Genomic DNA, 17,291 nt, shown 5'->3' on the forward strand with positions numbered 1-17,291 from the left:
CCATGCTCGGCATTCATTCGCTCTGGCTGTTCGTGCTTTCCGGCGTGTTGCTCAACATCACGCCGGGGCCGGACACGGCCTATATCGTCGGGCGCAGCGCGCAGATCGGCTGGCGCGGCGGTGCGGCGGCCGCACTCGGCATCAGTGCGGGATGCCTGGTGCATGTGTTCGCCGCGGCGATCGGACTGTCGGCGCTGCTGGCGGCGTCGTCACTGGCTTTCACCGCGATTAAATGGATCGGTGCGGCCTATCTGATCTATACGGGCATCAAGATGCTGCTGACGCAGGCGGCATCGCCGGCCACCGTGACCGTGCCGCGTGCGACAACGTTGCGCCAGGTGTTCTGGCAGGGCGCGTTGACCAATGCGCTGAACCCGAAGGTGGCGTTGTTCTTCCTCGCCTTCCTGCCGCAATTCGTCGATGCCGCCGCGCCCGGCAAGGCGCTTGCCTTCGTCGTGCTCGGGCTGATCTTTATCGGCACCGGCACATTATGGGGGCTGGGTGTGGCGGCGTTCGCGGCGAAGGCCGCCGGCCGGATCCGGCAGTCCGGCCGCGCGCTCGTCTGGCTCAACCGCGCGCTCGGCGCGATGTTCATCGGGCTCGGCGTCCGCGTCGCGATGCTGCAGGCACGCTGACCCACACACCAAGCGCAGGCCTCTCAATCCACCTCTCCCCAGCGGGGAGAGGTCGGCGCGCAGCGCCGGGTGAGGGGACACAGGTTTGTCGAGGGCGCGCAGCCCCCTCACCCGTCTTCAAGCTAAAGCTTGAAGCCGACCTCTCCCCGGTGGGGAGAGGTGATAAAACATGACCGCCTGCGTCTGAGGCATGACTGTCGTTACTTTAGTACGGCATAGGTGCCGTTGACTGTGAGGTAGACGCCGAGCAGGAGCATGGCGATCAGGAACCAGCGGCGGAAGGCGGCCGGATGCATGCGGTCGCGCACCGCCTGGCCGAGGAACATGCCGGCAAACGCCGCGACCATCGCGACCACGCCGGGCAGCGCGGTGGAGGCGTTGAGCAGCCCGGCGCTGGTCAGGTTGAAGGCCTGCGCCACGGTGGCCACCGTGAAGTACAGGCCGAGCGCCTGCACCAGTTCGTCCTTCTCCATGCCGATCGACTGCAGGAACGGCATCGACGGGATCACCTGGATGCCGGTCGCAGCAGAGATCACGCCGGTGATGACGCCGACGATTCCGCCTACCCATTTCTCGTTGGCGGGCGACACCCGGAACTGGAATTTGACCAGGCTGATAATGGCATAGATCACCAGCAGCAGGCCGAGAACGATCGGGCCGTAGCGCGCATAGGGGCCGATCATCAATCCGGCGCCGGCCCAGATCGCGATCGCCGTACCGAGCATCAACGGCCATAGCCGGCGGATGATGTCGCGCAGATAGGGGCCGACGAAGGTCTGCCAGATATTGGTGACGACGGCCGGCGCGATCACGATGGCCAGCGCCTGTACCGGCGTCATGGCCACCGCCAGCAGGCCGATCGACACCGTCGGCAGTCCGAGGCCGATCACGCCCTTGACGAAGCCGGCCAGCGCAAAAACGGCAGCGATCAAAATGAGCAGGGAATCGATCATGGCCGTACATTGACCGATCGCTCCGGGCGGCACAATCTGGAGGTTCTGCAGCAAGCCTTCGGCGGCGACGAAGGCAGAGGGCGCGGATGCGGTTCGATCTGGTCGATCTTCAATTGTTCGTCGCCATTGCGGAGGCGAACAGCATCACCCATGGCGCGGCCCGTGCGCATCTGGCGCTGGCGTCGGCGAGTGCGCGGATCAAGGCGCTGGAAGCGTCGCTCGGCGTGGCGCTTCTGACGCGTGGCCGGCGCGGCATCGTGCTGACCGCGGCCGGCGAAGCGCTGCTCGGCCACGCCCGCATCGTGCTGCAGGATGTCGAGACGATGCGCAGCGATCTCGGCGGTTACGCGCGCGGCCTGAAAGCCAGCGTCTCGCTGCTCGCCAATACCGTCGGACTTTCCGAACATCTGCCGAAGGCGCTGGCGTCGTTTTTGCGCGCGCATCCGAACATCAGCCTGGCGGTCGAGGAGCGCGAGAGCGCCGACATCGCGCAGGCGATCGCCAGCGGCGCGGCCGACATCGGCTTTGCCGCCGACCACACGCTACCGGACCATCTCGAGCGGTTTTCGTTTTGCGAGGACCGCTTCATGCTGGTGGTCCCGCCGCGCAGCGCCTTCGCCAGCCGACGCCATATCGATTTCCAGGAGGTGGTCCAGCAGGACTTTATCGGGCTGACCAACTCGACGGCGCTGCAGAGCCATATCGGCAAGTATGCCGCGCGGCTCGGCGCGCGGCTGCGCTTCCGGGCGCAACTGCGCGACTTCGATGCGATGTGCCAGATGGTAGCGGCGGGGGTCGGGGTTGCCATCATTCCGGAGGTCGCGGCCAGGCGCTGTGCGCGGTCGATGCCGATCCGGCTGGTGCGGATAAGGGATCCGTGGGCAAGCCGGCGGATGGCGATCTGCGTCCGCAGCTTCAAGGCGCTGTCGCGTCCGGCGCAGCAGCTCTACGAACATCTGCGCAGTGAATCAGTGCCGCGCAGCGCCGGCTAGGAGGAGATCTTGCGGGTGTGGTCGATCAGCGTCGCATAGCATTCGCAGGAGGCGTTTTCGAGCGCGGCGCGGTCGATGATCTTGATGACGCCGCGCGAGTAGCTGATGATGCCGGCGGCCTGCAGCTTGCCGGCGACCTCGGTCACCGAGGTGCGGCGCACGCCGAGCATTTCCGCCATCAATTCCTGCGTCAGGCCGACGGTTGCGCTTTCGGCGCGCTCGGCGGACTGCAGCAGCCACCGCGCGAAGCGCGCCTCGACCGGATGCAGCGCGTTGCAGGCGGCGGTGATCCGCGCCTGGGTCAGCAGCACCTCATTGAAATGAATGCACAGATTGCGCAGCGGCTCGCTGGCGGCCACGGCCTTGCGGAAATGCGTCGAGGAAATCTTGCTGGCGGTCATCGGCAATTGGACCATCACCCGGACCAACGAGATGTAGAGTCCGAGGCCGGCCATCCCGCCGACCACGCCTTCACGACCGACCGTCGCGGTCTCGATCGCCTTGCCGTCGCGCATCACCGCGAGCAGCGACAGCATGCCGTTATGAGGAAAATAGATCTGATCGACTTCGTCGCCGGTCTCCGCCAGCACCAGATTCTGGGATAACGTAACCGTCGTCAAATGGGTTGCCAGCAATGCGAAGTGGTCACGCGGCAGGGCTGCCAACAATTGATTGAGCATGGGGTCGGAATTCGGTGGGTTCAATGCGATTACCTGCCCGATCGGTCGGGCCGCGTTTTGCGCAGGGGTGGGGACAGTGCTCCGAGAGCGCGTGCTGCGGCAACCCATTGATATAAGAAGCATAACAGGGATTTGTCGGTCCGGTACCGGTCTTAGCGGGGATTTACCTGAACACTCCCGGATCAGGTGGGCAGTTGAGCTACAAGGCTCGGCGGGCGGCGACCGCAGCCGGCACGAGATTAGTTTTGTCCGACAACGGACGAACGCCGGGATTTGCGAAAAAATGGCGCGAATCCGGCAGAATCGAGGCGCCTGGGCGGTGGCGGAACGCGGGTCCGTCGAAAAGCCGGCGAGGCACGAATTACGGGTTGAGGCGCTTGAGCGCGGCCTCGTGGACGCGGGGATCGCCCGCCGCGACGATGCGACCGCCGCCTTGCGCCGGCTTGCCTTCCCAGGTGGTGACGATGCCGCCGGCGCCGGTCACGATCGGGATCAGGGCCGCGATGTCATAGGGCTTGAGTTCGGTCTCGATCACCAGATCGAGGTGGCCGGCGGCCAGCATGCAGTAGGAATAGCAATCGCCGCCATAGCGCGACAATTGCACGTCCTTCTCCACCCGGAAGAAGACGTCGCGGTCGGCATCGCCCATCAGGCGCGGGCTGGTCGTGAACAGAACGGCCTCGTCGAGCGAGGCGCAGCGCCGCACCATCAGCTTGCGATCGCCGGACGGGCCGGCGTAGCGCGCCGCGCCATTGTCGCCGCTGAAGCGCTCGCCGATATAGGGCTGGTGCATCATGCCGAACACCGGCGTGCCCCTGTGCAGCAGCGCAATCAGTGTGCCCCAGATCGGGAAGCCGGAGATGAAGGACTTGGTGCCGTCGATCGGATCCAGCACCCAGACATATTCGGCGTCTTCTCGCTCACTGCCGAATTCCTCGCCGACGATGCCGTGTTGCGGAAAATTCTGCTTGATCAACCGGCGCATCACCGCCTCGGCGGCGCGGTCGGCCTCGGTGACCGGATCGAAATCATGGCTGTTCTTGTTGTCGATACTCAGCGCGGTGCGGAAGAACGGCCGGATGGTTTCGCCCGAAGCGGTGGCGAGGCGGCCGATGAAGGCTGTGAAATCGATGACCGTCACGGCAGAATCCTTGCAATCGCGCCCGGCGCGGGCTCGCGCTTCTATACATCGCGCCACACCGGCCCGCATCTGCGGATCCGCCGTGACGCCAGAATATCTGCAGGCAAATGGCGGGGTTACCGGATACGTTGAAGCCCGTGGCTAGCCGGCGTTCGGCTGAATCGTCAACATTCGAATAACTCTGTTCAGATGAATTCTGATTCATAAAGAGCGCGCGGCGATTTGACCGTCATTTCTTCAAGTAGTTGACAAATATAAGGAATGTCGCCCGCTCCATGCCGTGTAAAGCCTTCCGCCATGCAAAATATGCATGCGGCTGACGTCAAAAACCCTTGCGTTTTTCACGTCGCGCCTGCATATTGTTGCGGTGCGGTAACGCCTTGCGTTATCGCTGCCCTCCTTGGGCGTTTCCTCCCTAGACTTGGGCCGCTTGCCAACGCAAGCGGCCCTTTTTTCGTTGGAGTTTGTGGGGGACGCTGCGCCAGGGTCGGGCTGGCGGCCCCGCCGGGAATTATTGATGTGTATCCATCAATCTTCCGGACAGTCACGGGAGTGCACACAGACTTCTGCACGGTGCCGCCGGCTGAGAACCAGCGAATGGCACCGATGCCGTTCATGATGCTGGGTTTGTTACTTCAGCGAATTGCTGATGGCCGTAAAACTGGTGTTCGAGCTGGTGCCCAGGCCGTTGACCGCGGCGATGATCACCAGGGAAATCGCCGGCGGTGATCAGGCCGTATTCAATCGCGGTTGCGCCCGACTCGTCGGACCAAAATTTTGAGAGGTAGCTTTTCACATGGCCCCCTGTTGAGGTTGCGCGGAGTCATTCCGCAACCAGAAACGGAGGCGAAAAGCCTAAAGGCGGGGCGGCGCTGCCGCCCACCTATTCCGCCGCGGCCTGGAACGGGCCAAGTTCACTGAACGGAAGTTGCGTCAACGCTTCGGCGAGTACCGCGAAGTCCGCGGCGATCCGGCCGAACCGCGCGGTGCGTTCGCGGCGCCGTTCGTCCATGTAGATAGCCCGGTTGAGTTCGATCTGGACGGCGTGCAGGCCGCTGGCGGGATTGCCGTAATGCTCGGTGATGAAGCCGCCGGCATAGGGCCGGTTGCGACCGTGCGAGTAGCCGAGCCCGCCGAACGAGGCCTCCACCGTCTCCGCAACGATACTGGCGCAACTGGTGCCATAGCGGTCACCGACCACGATGTCCGGCCGCCGCGGCTCGTCGCGCGAAATGCCGATCGACGGCATCGAATGGCAGTCGATCAGGATCGCGGTGCCGAAGCGCTGATGCGCCTGGTTTATCAGCCGGCGCAGCGCGCGGTGATAGGGCTTGTACAGCGTCTCGATGCGGGTGAGGGCGTCGTCGACCTCGAGCCGTTCTCGATAGATCTCCTGGCCGTCGCCGACCACCCGCGGAATCGTGCCGAGGCCGCCGGCCACCCGCATCGAGCGGGTATTGGCGAAGCTCGGCAGCCGGCCGTTGAACATCCGCGGATCGAGCTCGTAGGGCTCGCGATTGACGTCGACATAGGAGCGCGGGAAGTGCACCCGCACCACGGGGAAGCCGCGCGCGGACAGGCCCGCGATCAGCTCGTCCACGAAGGAATCCTCGGAGCGGCGCAGCGCCACGACGTCGATCCGCGATGCATCGAGGAAATCCCGCGGATAGACCGAGCCGGAATGCGGCGAATTGAAAATGATCGGCGCGCGCCACATGGCGGGCTCGACGATGTCGAAGGGAGGCGACAGCTCGCCGTCAAAGGGGGTCATCGAAGCGCGCCATCCCAGCCGCAGGATTGTTCTGCGACCATACTGTGCCAGAAAATCGGGGGAGGGGGCGAACTCATTGCAGGTACAAGCAGCCGGCTGGAGAAGCGTTCAACGTCGTTAAACCGCTTGGGTTTGCGCTCCCGCGCGGCACAAAGCGGCGGCCTTGTTGCGTGCGGAGCCAATCAGGCGCACCATCGCGGGACAGTATTGCTACGGATGTGCGCCCCGCCTTCACCCCAAATTTACCAGACCGGGGGCCTAGTGGGCGTACAGGTCCTCTCATTCGGGTTCGACGTCTCACAGCCATGCACAAGATTCTCCTTGCCGAAGACGACAACGACATGCGCCGCTTCCTGGTGAAGGCCCTGGAAAACGCCGGATTTCAGGTTTCGTCCCACGATAACGGGCTTTCAGCCTATCAGCGTTTGCGCGAAGAGCCGTTTGAAATGCTTCTAACGGACATCGTGATGCCGGAGATGGACGGCATCGAGCTGGCGCGCCGCGCCAGCGAACTCGATCCGGACATCAAGATCATGTTCATCACCGGGTTCGCCGCGGTGGCGCTGAATTCGGATTCCGAGGCGCCGAAGAACGCCAAGGTGCTCGCCAAGCCCGTGCATCTGCGCGAACTGGTCAGCGAAGTGAACAAGATGTTGGCGGCCTGAGGTCGTCTTCCCCTTCTCCTCTCTCACGGGGGAGAGGAGAAGAACGCGACGCTTTTATTTCAATCAGGCAGGGAATGTCGCTTCGGCGTCCTTGCCTGTCTGAACTTGGTCCGTTATACGGACCGCACCCGTCAAGACCGGTTCAAGGGCGCGTAGCTCAGCGGGAGAGCACCTCGTTGACATCGAGGGGGTCACAGGTTCGATCCCTGTCGCGCCCACCATTATGTCACCCTCCTTGAACAGACATTTCGCATCGCAAAACCCGGTCGATCGATCGCGGGCCAGGGGCCGGATGTCGGCCATTTCCGCAACTTTGCCCGTCCGTTGGGCAAATCAGCCCAGGCGCGTCGAAATGCTCGCCAACGCAGCATCGACATTCTATTGTCATGCACAAGCATGGAATAATTGACCGAAAGTGATTCTGGCATGACCCGGCCGGTAATTGGCGTGATCGGCAACGCCTATCGCGTGGAAGATCGCTTCGCGGTGCAGAACGTCGGCGAAGCGAATTTGCGCGCCATCGCCCAGGTCGCGGACGCGCTGCCGCTGATGTTCGCCGGCGCGCCCGACATCACCGACATCGATGCGCTGCTGAGTGTGGTCGATGGCATCGTGTTGACCGGGGCACGGGCAAATGTGCATCCGTCGCATTTCGGCGTCGAGCCGGACATCCGCCATGAGCCCTATGACAATGCCCGCGATGCCGTGGCCCTGGCGCTGGCGTCGGAATGCGTGTCGCGCGGCGTGCCGATCTTCGGCATCTGCCGCGGGTTGCAAGAAATGAACGTTGCTTTCGGCGGATCGCTGCATCCCGAGATCCGCGACATTCCCGGCCGAATCAATCACCGCATGCCGCGCCTTGAGACCGGCGAAATCCATCCCGACCCGGCGATCGTGTTCGCCGACCGCCACGCGGTGCACCTGACGCCGGACGGCACCTTCGCCCATCTGCTCGGGCGCGATACCATCACGGTGAATTCGCTGCACGGCCAGGGCATCGACACGCCCGGCCAGCGCGTCGTCATCGAAGGCGTCGCCGAGGACGGCACCATCGAGGCGATCCGCATCCAGGACGCGCCGGGCTTTGCGCTCGGCGTGCAGTGGCACGCGGAATACGACCCGCAGCTCAACCCGATCAATCGCGCGCTATTCGAGAATTTCGGCGCCGCCGTGCTGGCGCACCGCAAGCGCCGTTAGGTCCTCGCCGGGATCAGGCACCACGCGCTGAGCGCCGAGGCGAGGCAGAGCGCCGCGCCGACCATAGCGGCGCCGCCAAAAGCCGAGATCAGGGCGGGACCGGTGGCGACGAGCACGGCGCCGATCAGCGCGGTGGCGACCAGGCCGCCGGTCCGGGCCACCGCACTGTTGAAGCCCGAGGCCGAGCCGACATGGCGGGCGTCGACCGACATCAGCACCGCCGTGGTCAGCGGCGCCACAGCGCCCGCCATGCCGAGCGCGATCACCAGCATCGCCGGCAGCACGTCGGTGAAATAGTTGGCGCCGTCCCCGATGCGCAGCGCCAGCAGGAATCCCAGAGCGACGATGACCGGCCCGATCGTCAGCGGCAGCCGCGGCCCGGTCCGTGCCGCAAATGCGCCGGCCAGCGGAGAAGTCAGCGAGATCACCAGCGGCAGCGGCAGCAGGGCCGCGCCGGCCTGCGTCGCGCTGTAGCCTCCGGCTTCGATCAGCAGATAGGGCACCAGCACGAACAGGCCGCCGAGCGCGCCATAGAGAAGAAAGGTCAGCAGCGACAGCCCGACGAAACTGGCCGAACCGAACAGTGCCAGCGGCATCATCGCGCGCTCGCCCTGCCGCCTCTCGGCCGCGACGAACAGCACCAGCAGCGCCGCGCCGGCCGCGAGCGCGGCCAGCACCCAGCCCGACCAGCCGCGGCTGGAGCCTTCGGTCAGCGCCCAGGTGGTGAGAAACAGCCCGGCGGTGGCCAGCGTCGCGCCGAGGCCGTCGAGCCGGTCGCCGCTAACGGCGCGGTCCGCGGGAACCGAAATCCGCGCCATCACCAGGGCGCCGAGCGCCAGTGGCACATTGATCAGGAACACGTATCGCCAGCTGCCGATGTCGATCAGCCAGCCGCCCAGCACCGGGCCGAGCGCGCCGCCGGCTGCGCCCGATGCCGCCCAGATGCCGATCGCGCGGCCTTTGGCCTCGCCGGAAAAGGTCTGGCCGAGGATCGCCAGGCTGTTCGGCATCAGCATCGCCGCAGCAACGCCCTGAGCGAAGCGCGCCACCAGCAGCCAGATCAGGCTGGGCGCAGCGGCACAGGCGAGGGACGCGAGTGCGAACAGGCCCACGCCGAAAATCAGCAACCGGCGTCGGCCGAAGCGGTCGCCTGCTGCGCCGCCGAGCAACAGCAGCGCGCTGAGCGGCAGCAAGTAAGCATTGATCACCCATTGTAGCTGGCCGGCATCCGCCTTGAAACTCGCTGCAATCGCCGGCAGGCCGACATTGACCACCGACCCGTCGATGAAAGCGAGGCTGGATGCGAGAATGGTGGTGACGATCACCAGATTAGGTCGCGTGCACGGGCCGGCGTGCAGCGCCGTCTGCGCGGCTGCAGCGTCGCAGGGGGCGGGGAGGGCATTGCTCATGACCGACTTGTACGGGATGCTGTGCACCCCGACAAACGGTGCAGATACAACCAATTCCGTTTTTGCCCGGGTTGTGCAAGCATCGCAATAGTCCGGCGCGGGGCATCGCGACGAGCCCCACGCTCATATCCACCGAACCAGGAGACAGCCCATATGAATTCAACGATGAATTCGATCCGTCTTGCCGGCGCCGCGCTCGCGGTCGCCTTCTGCGCCACCCAGGCCCAGGCGCAGGAACTGACCGGCACGCTGAAAAAGATCAAGGACAGCGGTGCCATCACCATCGGCTTCCGCGATTCCTCGGTGCCGTTCTCCTATCTCGACGACAACCAGAAGCCGATCGGCTTCGCCATGGACATCTGCTACAAGATCGTCGATGCGCTGAAGGCCGATCTCAAGCTCCCGAAACTCGAGGTCAAGCTCAACCCGGTCACCTCGGCGACGCGCATTCCGCTGATTGCCAACGGCACCGTGGATCTGGAATGCGGTTCCACCACCAATAATGTCGACCGCCAGAAACAGGTCGCTTTCACCAACACCCACTTCCTGACCGCCAGCCGCTTCGTCTCCAAGAAAACCAGCAAGCTCAATTCGATCGACGATCTGAAGGGCAAGTCGGTGGTCTCGACCTCCGGCACCACCAACATCAAGCAGCTCACCGAGGCCAACGCCGCGCGCAACCTCGGCATCAACGTGATCGCCGCCAAGGACCATGCCGAAGCGTTCCTGATGGTCGAGACCGACCGCGCCGTCGCCTTCGTGATGGACGACATCCTGCTGGCCAGCCTCGCCGCCGGCTCCAAGGATCCGACCGGCTACGTGATCTCCAAGGATGCGTTCTCCAAGCCCGAGCCCTACGGCATCATGCTGCGCAAGGACGACGCGCCGTTCAAGACGGCCGTCGATGCCGCCACCGCAGCGCTCTACAAGAGCCCCGAAGGCGCCAAGCTCTATGACAAGTGGTTCATGGCCAAGATCCCGCCGAAGGGCCTGACGCTCAACGTGCCGATGGGCCCGGAGCAGAAGAAGTCGTTCGAGAAGCCCAGCGATTCGGCCGATCCCGACGCCTACGCAATGTAACCCTTCTGACCTCTCCCGTTGGGGAGAGGTCACCCGGCGAAGCGCAGCGAAGCTGTTCGGGTGAGGGGAGTCGGTGTTTCACTCGCAACCCCCTCACCCGTCTCGAATGACCTGCGGTCCTTCGAGCCACCTCTCCCCGCGAGTGCGGGGCCAGGGAAGAGAGCAATGGCCCGGCCATTGCATGAAGTTTCGATCGGGATATTCGCGGCAGGGGGCGGGGCGTGAACTACAACTGGAACTGGGCTATCTTCTGGGAGCAGACGCCCGAGGCGACCGGCACCTACTTTGCTTCGCTGATGAGCGGGCTCGGCGTGACGATCGCCCTGGCGCTGTGCGCTTGGACCATCGCCTTTGTCGTCGGCTCGCTGATCGGCATCATCCGCACGCTGCCGGGGCGGGTGCCGGTGTTTATCGGCAATGTCTATATCGAGATGTTCCGCAACGTGCCGCTCCTGGTGCAATTGTTCATCTGGTTCTTCGTGGTGCCGGAGATCCTGCCGCAGGAACTCGGCACCTGGGTCAAGCAGCTGCGCAACGGCCCGTTCGTCACTGCGATGATTGGCCTTGGCCTTTATATGGCGTCGCGCGTCGCCACCCAGGTGTCGGCCGGCATCAATTCGCTGCCCAAGGGCCAGCGCATGGCCGGCACTGCGATCGGCCTGACCACGGTGCAGACCTATCGCTACATCCTGCTGCCGCTCGCCTACCGCGTCATCTTCCCGCCGCTGACCTCCGAATTTCTCAACACCATCAAGAACACCGCGGTGGCGCTGACCATCGGCGTGCTGGAGCTGACGGCGCGGGCGCGCTCGATGCAGGAATTTTCCTTCCAGGTGTTCGAGGCCTTCACCGCGGCGACCGTGATCTATCTGCTGCTCAGCGCGGTGGTGACGATCGGCATGCGCTATGCCGAGAAGCGCCTGGTCATCCCCGGCTTCAACGGGGGCAAGGCGTGATGTTCGCAGATTTCGATTTCAACGTCATCTGGCGCAGCCTGCCCTATCTGTTCCGCGAGGGCATGACCTTCACGCTGACGCTGACGGCGATCGCCACCGTCGGCGGCCTGATCCTCGGCACTTTCGTCGCCCTGATGCGGCTGTCGTCGAACATGCTGCTCTCGACCATCGCGGCGAGCTACGTCAATCTGATGCGATCGCTGCCGCTCGTGCTGGTGATCTTCCTGTTTTATTTCCTGATGCCCTATATCGGGCAATGGATCCTGCGCGCCGACGCGCCGGTCCAGGTCGGCGCCTATGCCTCGACCATCGTCACCTTCACGCTGTTCGAGGCGGCGTATTTCTCCGAGATCATGCGTGCCGGCATCCAGTCGATCCCGCGCGGCCAGGTGATGGCCGGCTACGCCATCGGGCTGAACTACCGCGAGGTGACGCGCTATGTCGTGCTGCCGCAAGCATTCCGCAACATGCTGCCGGTGATCTTCACCCAGACCATCGTGCTGTTCCAGGACACCTCGCTGGTCTACGTGCTGTCGATCACCGACTTCCTGGGTGCTGCCTCGAAGGTTGCGCAGCGCGACGGCCGCCTCACTGAAATGTATCTGTTCGCGGCAGTGGTCTACTTCGTGATCTGCTTCACCGCGTCGTTCTTCGTCAAGCGACTGCAGAAGCGCATCAGCATCATCCGCTAATCATGTCCGCATCTCCAACCTTCGGTCGATCCCCATGCCCATGATCACACTCGACAATGTCAGCAAGTGGTACAGCCCGACGTTCCAGGTGCTGAAGAATTGCACCACCAGCGTCGACAAGGGCGAGGTCGTGGTGGTCTGCGGCCCGTCGGGATCGGGCAAATCCACCCTGATCAAGACGGTGAACGCGCTGGAGCCGGTGCAGGCCGGCACCATCATGGTCGACGGGCTCAACGTCACCACGATGAAGAAGGACCTGCCGAAGCTGCGCTCGCGCGTCGGCATGGTGTTCCAGCATTTCGAGCTGTTTCCGCACCTCAAGATCGTCGAGAACCTGATGCTCGGCCAGACCATCGTGCTCGGCCGTCCCGAGGAAGCGGCCAAGGCCAAGGCGATGAAGATGCTGGAGCGCGTCGGCCTCACGGCGCATGCGGAAAAATATCCGGGCCAGCTGTCCGGCGGGCAGCAACAGCGCGTCGCGATAGCGCGTGCGCTGGTGATGGACCCGATCTGCATGCTGTTCGACGAGCCGACCTCGGCGCTCGATCCGGAAATGATCAACGAGGTGCTCGACGTCATGGTCGAACTGGCCAGGGAGGGCATGACCATGATGGTGGTGACCCACGAAATGGGCTTTGCCCGGAAGGTCGCCAACCGCGTGATCTTCATGGACCAGGGCGAGATCGTCGAGGACGCCAACAAGGAAGACTTCTTCGGCAGCCCGCGCAGCGAACGCGCGCAGCATTTTCTGTCGAAGATCCTGGCGCATTGAAGCGCAGGTGGCGGCTGTTTGTCGGAAGCGGTGAACGAGGCGCCGCGATGCGGATGTCCCGGCCGCGGTTTACCGCCTAAAATTTCATCTCTTTTTCCGATTTCTGCACTGCGGCACATTAACGATTGCGTCAGAGTCCATAGGTATCTTTGAACCGTGAGGACGAAGGTCACCGCGCCGCTGATTGAACTCCACCGGTGCGGTCAGGCTTTCGTCCTCGCGGACTATCGCTGACCCCGGCTGCCTCGCCCGCTGCCCCATCCTGTCCGAGGGACTGAACGTCCACTAACGGCCAACCCGGCGCGATTCATCGCGACTGGCCGGTTCATCTATTCGCCTGTGCCTCATGCCCATTCCCGAAAGAATTTCGAAATGATCAAGATCAACAGCGTCGGCAACAAGCTGGGTCTGGCCGGGTTGCTCGGCATCGTGCTCTCGGTGGGCGTGGTCGCCAACCAGATCCGCACCGAAGCCGCCATCACCCAGGCCAACCGCCACGCCGACGTGCAGCAGACGATCGCCGACTATGCGCGGAAGGTGGAATCCGAGCTCGGCAACATGCGGCTGGCCAACCGCGCGGTGCGAATGGCGATCACCACCAAGGAAATCGAAAAGAGCGAAATCGATCGCGGGGCTGCCAAAGCGGCGCAGGACAAGAGCGTGGATGCGGCGCTCGTGCTCGCCGTGAAGCCTGAGACCCGGGAACGCTTTTCCAGCATCAAGGCGCTGGTGGCCGAGTATGCTGCCGGCTCCGGCGAAACCATCGCCCTGCAGAAAAAGCTGCTCGATATCTACCGGACGCGCAACGTCGCTTCGCTGGACTGGGATCGCCACCTCGAACAGTTACGCGGCACCACGGCCGTGACCGAAGCGGCGACCTGGCCGGAGCTCGATGCGCAGCTTCAGAAGGCGGACATCGCCATCAACGCGGTGCGTGCCGCGGCCTGGCGCTATGCGACCATGAACGAGGCGCCACAAAAGGCGCTGATCACCAAATACAGCTCGGCTTTGACCAATGCCCTGGCACGCGCCAGCGTGATGGATGATACCCCGCTTGTCGAAGCCGGTCTGGTCCAGCTCGGCAACGACGTGAAGAAATTTCTCGCCGGCACCAGTGAAGCCATCAACAACAACGACCAGAAGAGCGAAATCACGCGGACGAAAATGGTGCCTGCGGCTGCCAAGGCGTCGGAACAGGTGACGGCGGCGGTGGCGGAGGCGCAGGACGCCGTGATGGCGGCGCGGTCGGAAGCGGTTGAGCAGTTGGTCCGATCGGGGCATGTCAATGCCGCGCTCGGCATCGCCGTCGTGCTGGTGCTGGTCGGCAGCATGCTGTTCTCCGTCGTCGGTGTCGCCCGTCCAATGACCAGGCTGAACCGAGCGATGGCCAGGATGGCGGCGGGCGAGCTCGACGTCGTGATCCCCGGCGCCAAGCGCGGCGACGAAATCGGCGACATCGCCAAGACGGTAACGGTGATCCGGGCCAACGCCGAGCAGCAGGCGCGCGACGAGTCGGACGCGCGGATCGAACTCGACACCGCCGCGGCCGCCGGTCGCAAGCGCGAGATGGTGCAGTTGGCCGATGATTTCGAACAGGCCGTCGGCAACATCGTCGAGACGGTGTCGGCCGCCTCGACGCAGTTGGAAGCCTCGGCCGGTTCGCTGACCTCCACCGCCGCGCGGTCGCAGGAACTCACCGTTGCCGTGGCCGTGGCCTCGGAGGAGGCGTCGAACAATGTGCAGTCGGTGGCCACGGCGACCGAACAGATGGCCTCGTCGGTCAACGAGATCAGCCGTCAGGTGCAGGAATCCGCGACGATCGCCAGCCAGGCGGTCGAGCAGGCGCGCAAGACCAATGACCGCGTCGGCGAACTGGCCAAGGCCGCAGCGCGGATCGGCGACGTTGTCGAACTGATCAACACCATCGCCGGACAGACCAATCTGCTGGCGCTGAACGCGACCATCGAGGCTGCGCGCGCCGGCGATGCCGGACGCGGCTTCGCCGTGGTGGCTTCCGAAGTGAAGGCGCTGGCCGAGCAGACCGCGAAGGCGACCGGCGAGATCAGCATGCAGATCACCGGTATTCAGGCCGCGACACAGGAATCGGTGGGCGCCATCCGCGAGATCGGCGACACCATCGGCCGGATGTCGGAGATTTCCTCAACCATCGCGTCCGCGGTCGAGGAACAGGGCGCGGCGACGCAGAAGATATCGCGCAACGTGCAGCAGGCCGCCCACGGCACCAAGCAGGTGTCGGACAACATCACCGACGTGCAGCGCGGCGCGTCCGAGACCGGCTCTGCGTCGTCGCAGGTGCTGTCGGCCGCGCAGTCGCTGTCCTCCGACAGCAACCGGCTGAAGATGGAAGTCGGCAAATTCCTGAGTGCGGTGCGCGCGGCCTAGGTACCAGCACCATCGCGACCAAAGCCGGCGCATGCGCCGGCTTTTTCGTATGCAAACGATTATTTGTTCCGGTCGGTCTCCACATGCCTTTTTAAAGTATCCGCGTATATGTGCTGCACCGCTTATTAACCGTTGAGAGGCAAGGTGCGTTCAATAATACTGATCGGTTCCGTTTTCAGGCGAGCGTCTCCAGTTAGAAAAACCAGATTGATCGCAACCAGCCAACGGTCGAAAACCGAGGGACTATTGAATCATGCTCTCCCAACTCTCCATCCGAAACAAGATCACGATCGTCATTGCGCTTCTCCTTCTCGGCATGACAGGCATGGGTCTGCTCGCCGTCAGCCGGATGCAGAGCATCAATGCCAGAGCGGTTGAGATCCAGAGCATCTGGCTGCCGAGCGTGCAGGCGCTGGGCGAATTGCGCACCGGCGTGACGAACTATCGCAGCGTGCTGCGCGGCCACCTGCTGTCGGAGACCGCCGAAGGCAAGGCCGCTGCAGAGCAGCGGCTCGAGGCGCAGGTACAGCGCAACAACAAGACCAGGCAGGCCTATGAAAAGTTGATCGGATCGGCCGAAGAGCGCGAGACCTACGCCAATTGGGCCAAGGAGTGGGATGCCTACAAGGCGATTGCTCAGCAGATCATGGCGTTGTCGCGCAGTGCCGGCAGTGGATTTCCGCGCGAGGCCATCAAGCTGAACGAGGAGCAGGCAATCCCGCAGGGGGAGGCGGCGGACAAACTTCTGGAGACCAACGTCGAGCTGAACAACAAGGGCGCCAAGAAAGCCGGCGACGCCGCCACCAACGAATACAATTCAGCCTTCATGTTGCTCGCCGTTATTCTCGGCATCTCTGCAGTGCTCGGCATCGGCATCGGCATCTATCTGGTGCGCGACGTCTCCTCGGGCATCGCCTCGATCGTCAAGCCGATGCAGGCGCTCGGTGCCGGTGATCTTTCGGCAGAGGTGCCGCATCAGGGCATCAAGACCGAGATTGGTTCGATGGGCGACGCGCTTCAGGTGTTCAAGCAGGCCCTGATCGACAAGAAGGCGGCGGACGCGGCCGCGATGGTGGAAGCCGAGGCCAAGATCGAACGCGGACGTCGCGTCGATGGCATCACCAGCAATTTCGAGGCGATGATCGGTGAGATCGTCGATACCGTGTCGTCGGCCTCGACCGAACTCGAAGCCTCGGCCGGCACGCTCACGGCCAACGCGGAGCGTTCGCAGCAATTGACCACCGCGGTGGCTGCGGCCTCGGAAGAAGCTTCCACCAACGTGCAGTCGGTGGCCTCCGCCACCGAGGAGATGGCCTCGTCGGTCAACGAGATCAGCCGTCAGGTGCAGGAATCCGCGACGATCGCCAGCCAGGCGGTCGAGCAGGCGCGCAAGACCAACGACCGCGTCGGCGAACTCGCCAAGGCCGCAGCGCGGATCGGCGACGTCGTCGAACTGATCAACACCATCGCCGGACAGACCAATCTGCTGGCGCTGAACGCGACCATCGAGGCCGCGCGCGCCGGCGAAGCGGGCCGTGGCTTTGCCGTCGTGGCATCGGAGGTAAAGGCGCTGGCCGAGCAGACGGCGAAAGCCACCGGCGAGATCAGCACCCAGATCTCAGGTATCCAGGCCGCGACTCAGGAATCGGTCAGTGCGATTCAGGAGATCGGCACCACCATCGGCCGGATGTCGGAGATTTCCTCAACCATTGCCTCGGCTGTGGAAGAGCAGGGGGCTGCGACGCAGGAAATTTCCCGCAACGTGCAGCAGGCCGCGCAGGGCACGATGCAGGTCTCTGCCAACATCACCGACGTGCAGCGTGGCGCGTCCGAGACCGGCTCGGCGTCGTCGCAGGTGCTGTCCGCGGCGCAGTCGCTGTCCTCCGACAGCAACCGGCTGAAGATGGAAGTCAGCAAGTTCCTGAGCGCGGTGCGCGCGGCGTAA

General features: G+C 64.0%; 15 protein-coding genes, 1 tRNA gene and 1 pseudogene. 11 read left to right on the top strand and 6 right to left on the bottom strand.

Features of this window, described 5'->3' with window-relative positions; all coding sequences use genetic code 11:
• Positions 1-2 precede the first annotated feature (2 nt).
• Positions 3-635, top strand: a complete 633-nt coding sequence (locus FIU28_RS04360; protein WP_143571844.1) for a LysE family translocator — start codon at positions 3-5, stop codon at positions 633-635.
• Positions 636-835: 200 nt separating this feature from the next.
• Here FIU28_RS04360 and FIU28_RS04365 read toward each other — a convergent pair whose 3' ends face one another.
• Positions 836-1,588: a sulfite exporter TauE/SafE family protein gene (locus FIU28_RS04365; protein ID WP_143571845.1), complete on the bottom strand. Its 753-nt coding sequence runs from the start codon at positions 1,586-1,588 to the stop codon at positions 836-838.
• Between the two features lie 86 nt (positions 1,589-1,674).
• On the opposite strand from FIU28_RS04365, the gene FIU28_RS04370 reads away from it, so the two are divergent.
• Complete coding sequence (locus FIU28_RS04370; protein ID WP_143571846.1) at positions 1,675-2,580, top strand: LysR substrate-binding domain-containing protein; 906 nt, start codon at positions 1,675-1,677, stop codon at positions 2,578-2,580.
• On the opposite strand, the gene FIU28_RS04375 is transcribed toward FIU28_RS04370, so the two are convergent.
• The 4 genes and pseudogenes from FIU28_RS04375 to FIU28_RS04390 form a co-directional block, all read right to left on the bottom strand.
• Complete coding sequence (locus tag FIU28_RS04375) at positions 2,577-3,260, bottom strand: Crp/Fnr family transcriptional regulator (RefSeq protein WP_143581804.1); 684 nt, start codon at positions 3,258-3,260, stop codon at positions 2,577-2,579. The two genes, FIU28_RS04370 and FIU28_RS04375, sit on opposite strands and share 4 nt — an antisense overlap.
• A gap of 361 nt (positions 3,261-3,621) precedes the next feature.
• Complete coding sequence (gene hisN, locus FIU28_RS04380) at positions 3,622-4,401, bottom strand: histidinol-phosphatase (protein ID WP_143571848.1); 780 nt, start codon at positions 4,399-4,401, stop codon at positions 3,622-3,624.
• Between the two features lie 630 nt (positions 4,402-5,031).
• A pseudogene (locus FIU28_RS26760) lies at positions 5,032-5,197 on the bottom strand (Flp family type IVb pilin).
• A gap of 87 nt (positions 5,198-5,284) precedes the next feature.
• Positions 5,285-6,172 carry an N-formylglutamate amidohydrolase gene (locus FIU28_RS04390; protein WP_143571849.1) on the bottom strand — a complete coding sequence of 296 codons (888 nt, stop codon included), beginning with the start codon at positions 6,170-6,172 and terminating at the stop codon, positions 5,285-5,287.
• Positions 6,173-6,477: 305 nt separating this feature from the next.
• On the opposite strand from FIU28_RS04390, the gene cpdR reads away from it, so the two are divergent.
• The 3 genes from cpdR (at position 6,478) to FIU28_RS04405 (ending at position 8,034) form a co-directional block, all read left to right on the top strand.
• Entirely contained in the window at positions 6,478-6,837 is a 360-nt protein-coding gene (cpdR, locus tag FIU28_RS04395; protein ID WP_138833499.1) for a cell cycle two-component system response regulator CpdR, read from the top strand.
• Between the two features lie 146 nt (positions 6,838-6,983).
• A tRNA-Val gene (locus FIU28_RS04400) sits at positions 6,984-7,058 on the top strand.
• A gap of 205 nt (positions 7,059-7,263) precedes the next feature.
• Positions 7,264-8,034, top strand: a complete 771-nt coding sequence (locus tag FIU28_RS04405; protein WP_143571850.1) for a gamma-glutamyl-gamma-aminobutyrate hydrolase family protein — start codon at positions 7,264-7,266, stop codon at positions 8,032-8,034.
• Here the strand turns inward: FIU28_RS04405 and FIU28_RS04410 are convergent.
• Positions 8,031-9,443 carry a DHA2 family efflux MFS transporter permease subunit gene (locus tag FIU28_RS04410; protein WP_143571851.1) on the bottom strand — a complete coding sequence of 471 codons (1,413 nt, stop codon included), beginning with the start codon at positions 9,441-9,443 and terminating at the stop codon, positions 8,031-8,033. The genes FIU28_RS04405 and FIU28_RS04410 overlap by 4 nt on opposite strands.
• Positions 9,444-9,608: 165 nt before the next feature.
• Here FIU28_RS04410 and FIU28_RS04415 point away from each other — a divergent pair, with 165 nt between their 5' ends.
• From FIU28_RS04415 to FIU28_RS04440, 6 genes are all read left to right on the top strand, one after another.
• Positions 9,609-10,523, top strand: a complete 915-nt coding sequence (locus FIU28_RS04415) for an amino acid ABC transporter substrate-binding protein (RefSeq protein WP_143576025.1) — start codon at positions 9,609-9,611, stop codon at positions 10,521-10,523.
• 221 nt (positions 10,524-10,744) lie between these two features.
• Positions 10,745-11,479, top strand: coding sequence for an amino acid ABC transporter permease (locus FIU28_RS04420; protein ID WP_143571852.1), 735 nt, complete (start codon positions 10,745-10,747; stop codon positions 11,477-11,479).
• Positions 11,479-12,171 carry an amino acid ABC transporter permease gene (locus tag FIU28_RS04425; RefSeq protein ID WP_143571853.1) on the top strand — a complete coding sequence of 231 codons (693 nt, stop codon included), beginning with the start codon at positions 11,479-11,481 and terminating at the stop codon, positions 12,169-12,171. The genes FIU28_RS04420 and FIU28_RS04425 overlap by 1 nt, the downstream gene beginning before the upstream one ends.
• Positions 12,172-12,211: 40 nt before the next feature.
• Positions 12,212-12,943, top strand: coding sequence for an amino acid ABC transporter ATP-binding protein (locus FIU28_RS04430; protein WP_143576026.1), 732 nt, complete (start codon positions 12,212-12,214; stop codon positions 12,941-12,943).
• Between the two features lie 372 nt (positions 12,944-13,315).
• Entirely contained in the window at positions 13,316-15,346 is a 2,031-nt protein-coding gene (locus FIU28_RS04435; protein ID WP_210245469.1) for a methyl-accepting chemotaxis protein, read from the top strand.
• A gap of 253 nt (positions 15,347-15,599) precedes the next feature.
• Positions 15,600-17,291, top strand: coding sequence for a methyl-accepting chemotaxis protein (locus FIU28_RS04440; protein ID WP_143571854.1), 1,692 nt, complete (start codon positions 15,600-15,602; stop codon positions 17,289-17,291).

Origin of the sequence: Tardiphaga sp. vice154, assembly GCF_007018645.1 — a bacterium.
GTDB lineage: Bacteria > Pseudomonadota > Alphaproteobacteria > Rhizobiales > Xanthobacteraceae > Tardiphaga.

Bases quoted from the DNA above. Each gene is read 5' to 3' on its own strand.
- FIU28_RS04360 (WP_143571844.1), top strand. From the start codon at position 3: ATGCTCGGCATTCATTCGCTCTGGCTGTTCGTGCTTTCCGGCGTGTTG.
- FIU28_RS04365 (WP_143571845.1), bottom strand. From the start codon at position 1,588: ATGATCGATTCCCTGCTCATTTTGATCGCTGCCGTTTTTGCGCTGGCC.
- FIU28_RS04370 (WP_143571846.1), top strand. From the start codon at position 1,675: ATGCGGTTCGATCTGGTCGATCTTCAATTGTTCGTCGCCATTGCGGAG.
- FIU28_RS04375 (WP_143581804.1), bottom strand. From the start codon at position 3,260: ATGCTCAATCAATTGTTGGCAGCCCTGCCGCGTGACCACTTCGCATTG.
- FIU28_RS04390 (WP_143571849.1), bottom strand. From the start codon at position 6,172: ATGACCCCCTTTGACGGCGAGCTGTCGCCTCCCTTCGACATCGTCGAG.
- cpdR (WP_138833499.1), top strand. From the start codon at position 6,478: ATGCACAAGATTCTCCTTGCCGAAGACGACAACGACATGCGCCGCTTC.
- FIU28_RS04405 (WP_143571850.1), top strand. From the start codon at position 7,264: ATGACCCGGCCGGTAATTGGCGTGATCGGCAACGCCTATCGCGTGGAA.
- FIU28_RS04410 (WP_143571851.1), bottom strand. From the start codon at position 9,443: ATGAGCAATGCCCTCCCCGCCCCCTGCGACGCTGCAGCCGCGCAGACG.
- FIU28_RS04415 (WP_143576025.1), top strand. From the start codon at position 9,609: ATGAATTCGATCCGTCTTGCCGGCGCCGCGCTCGCGGTCGCCTTCTGC.
- FIU28_RS04425 (WP_143571853.1), top strand. From the start codon at position 11,479: ATGTTCGCAGATTTCGATTTCAACGTCATCTGGCGCAGCCTGCCCTAT.
- FIU28_RS04430 (WP_143576026.1), top strand. From the start codon at position 12,212: ATGATCACACTCGACAATGTCAGCAAGTGGTACAGCCCGACGTTCCAG.
- FIU28_RS04435 (WP_210245469.1), top strand. From the start codon at position 13,316: ATGATCAAGATCAACAGCGTCGGCAACAAGCTGGGTCTGGCCGGGTTG.
- FIU28_RS04440 (WP_143571854.1), top strand. From the start codon at position 15,600: ATGCTCTCCCAACTCTCCATCCGAAACAAGATCACGATCGTCATTGCG.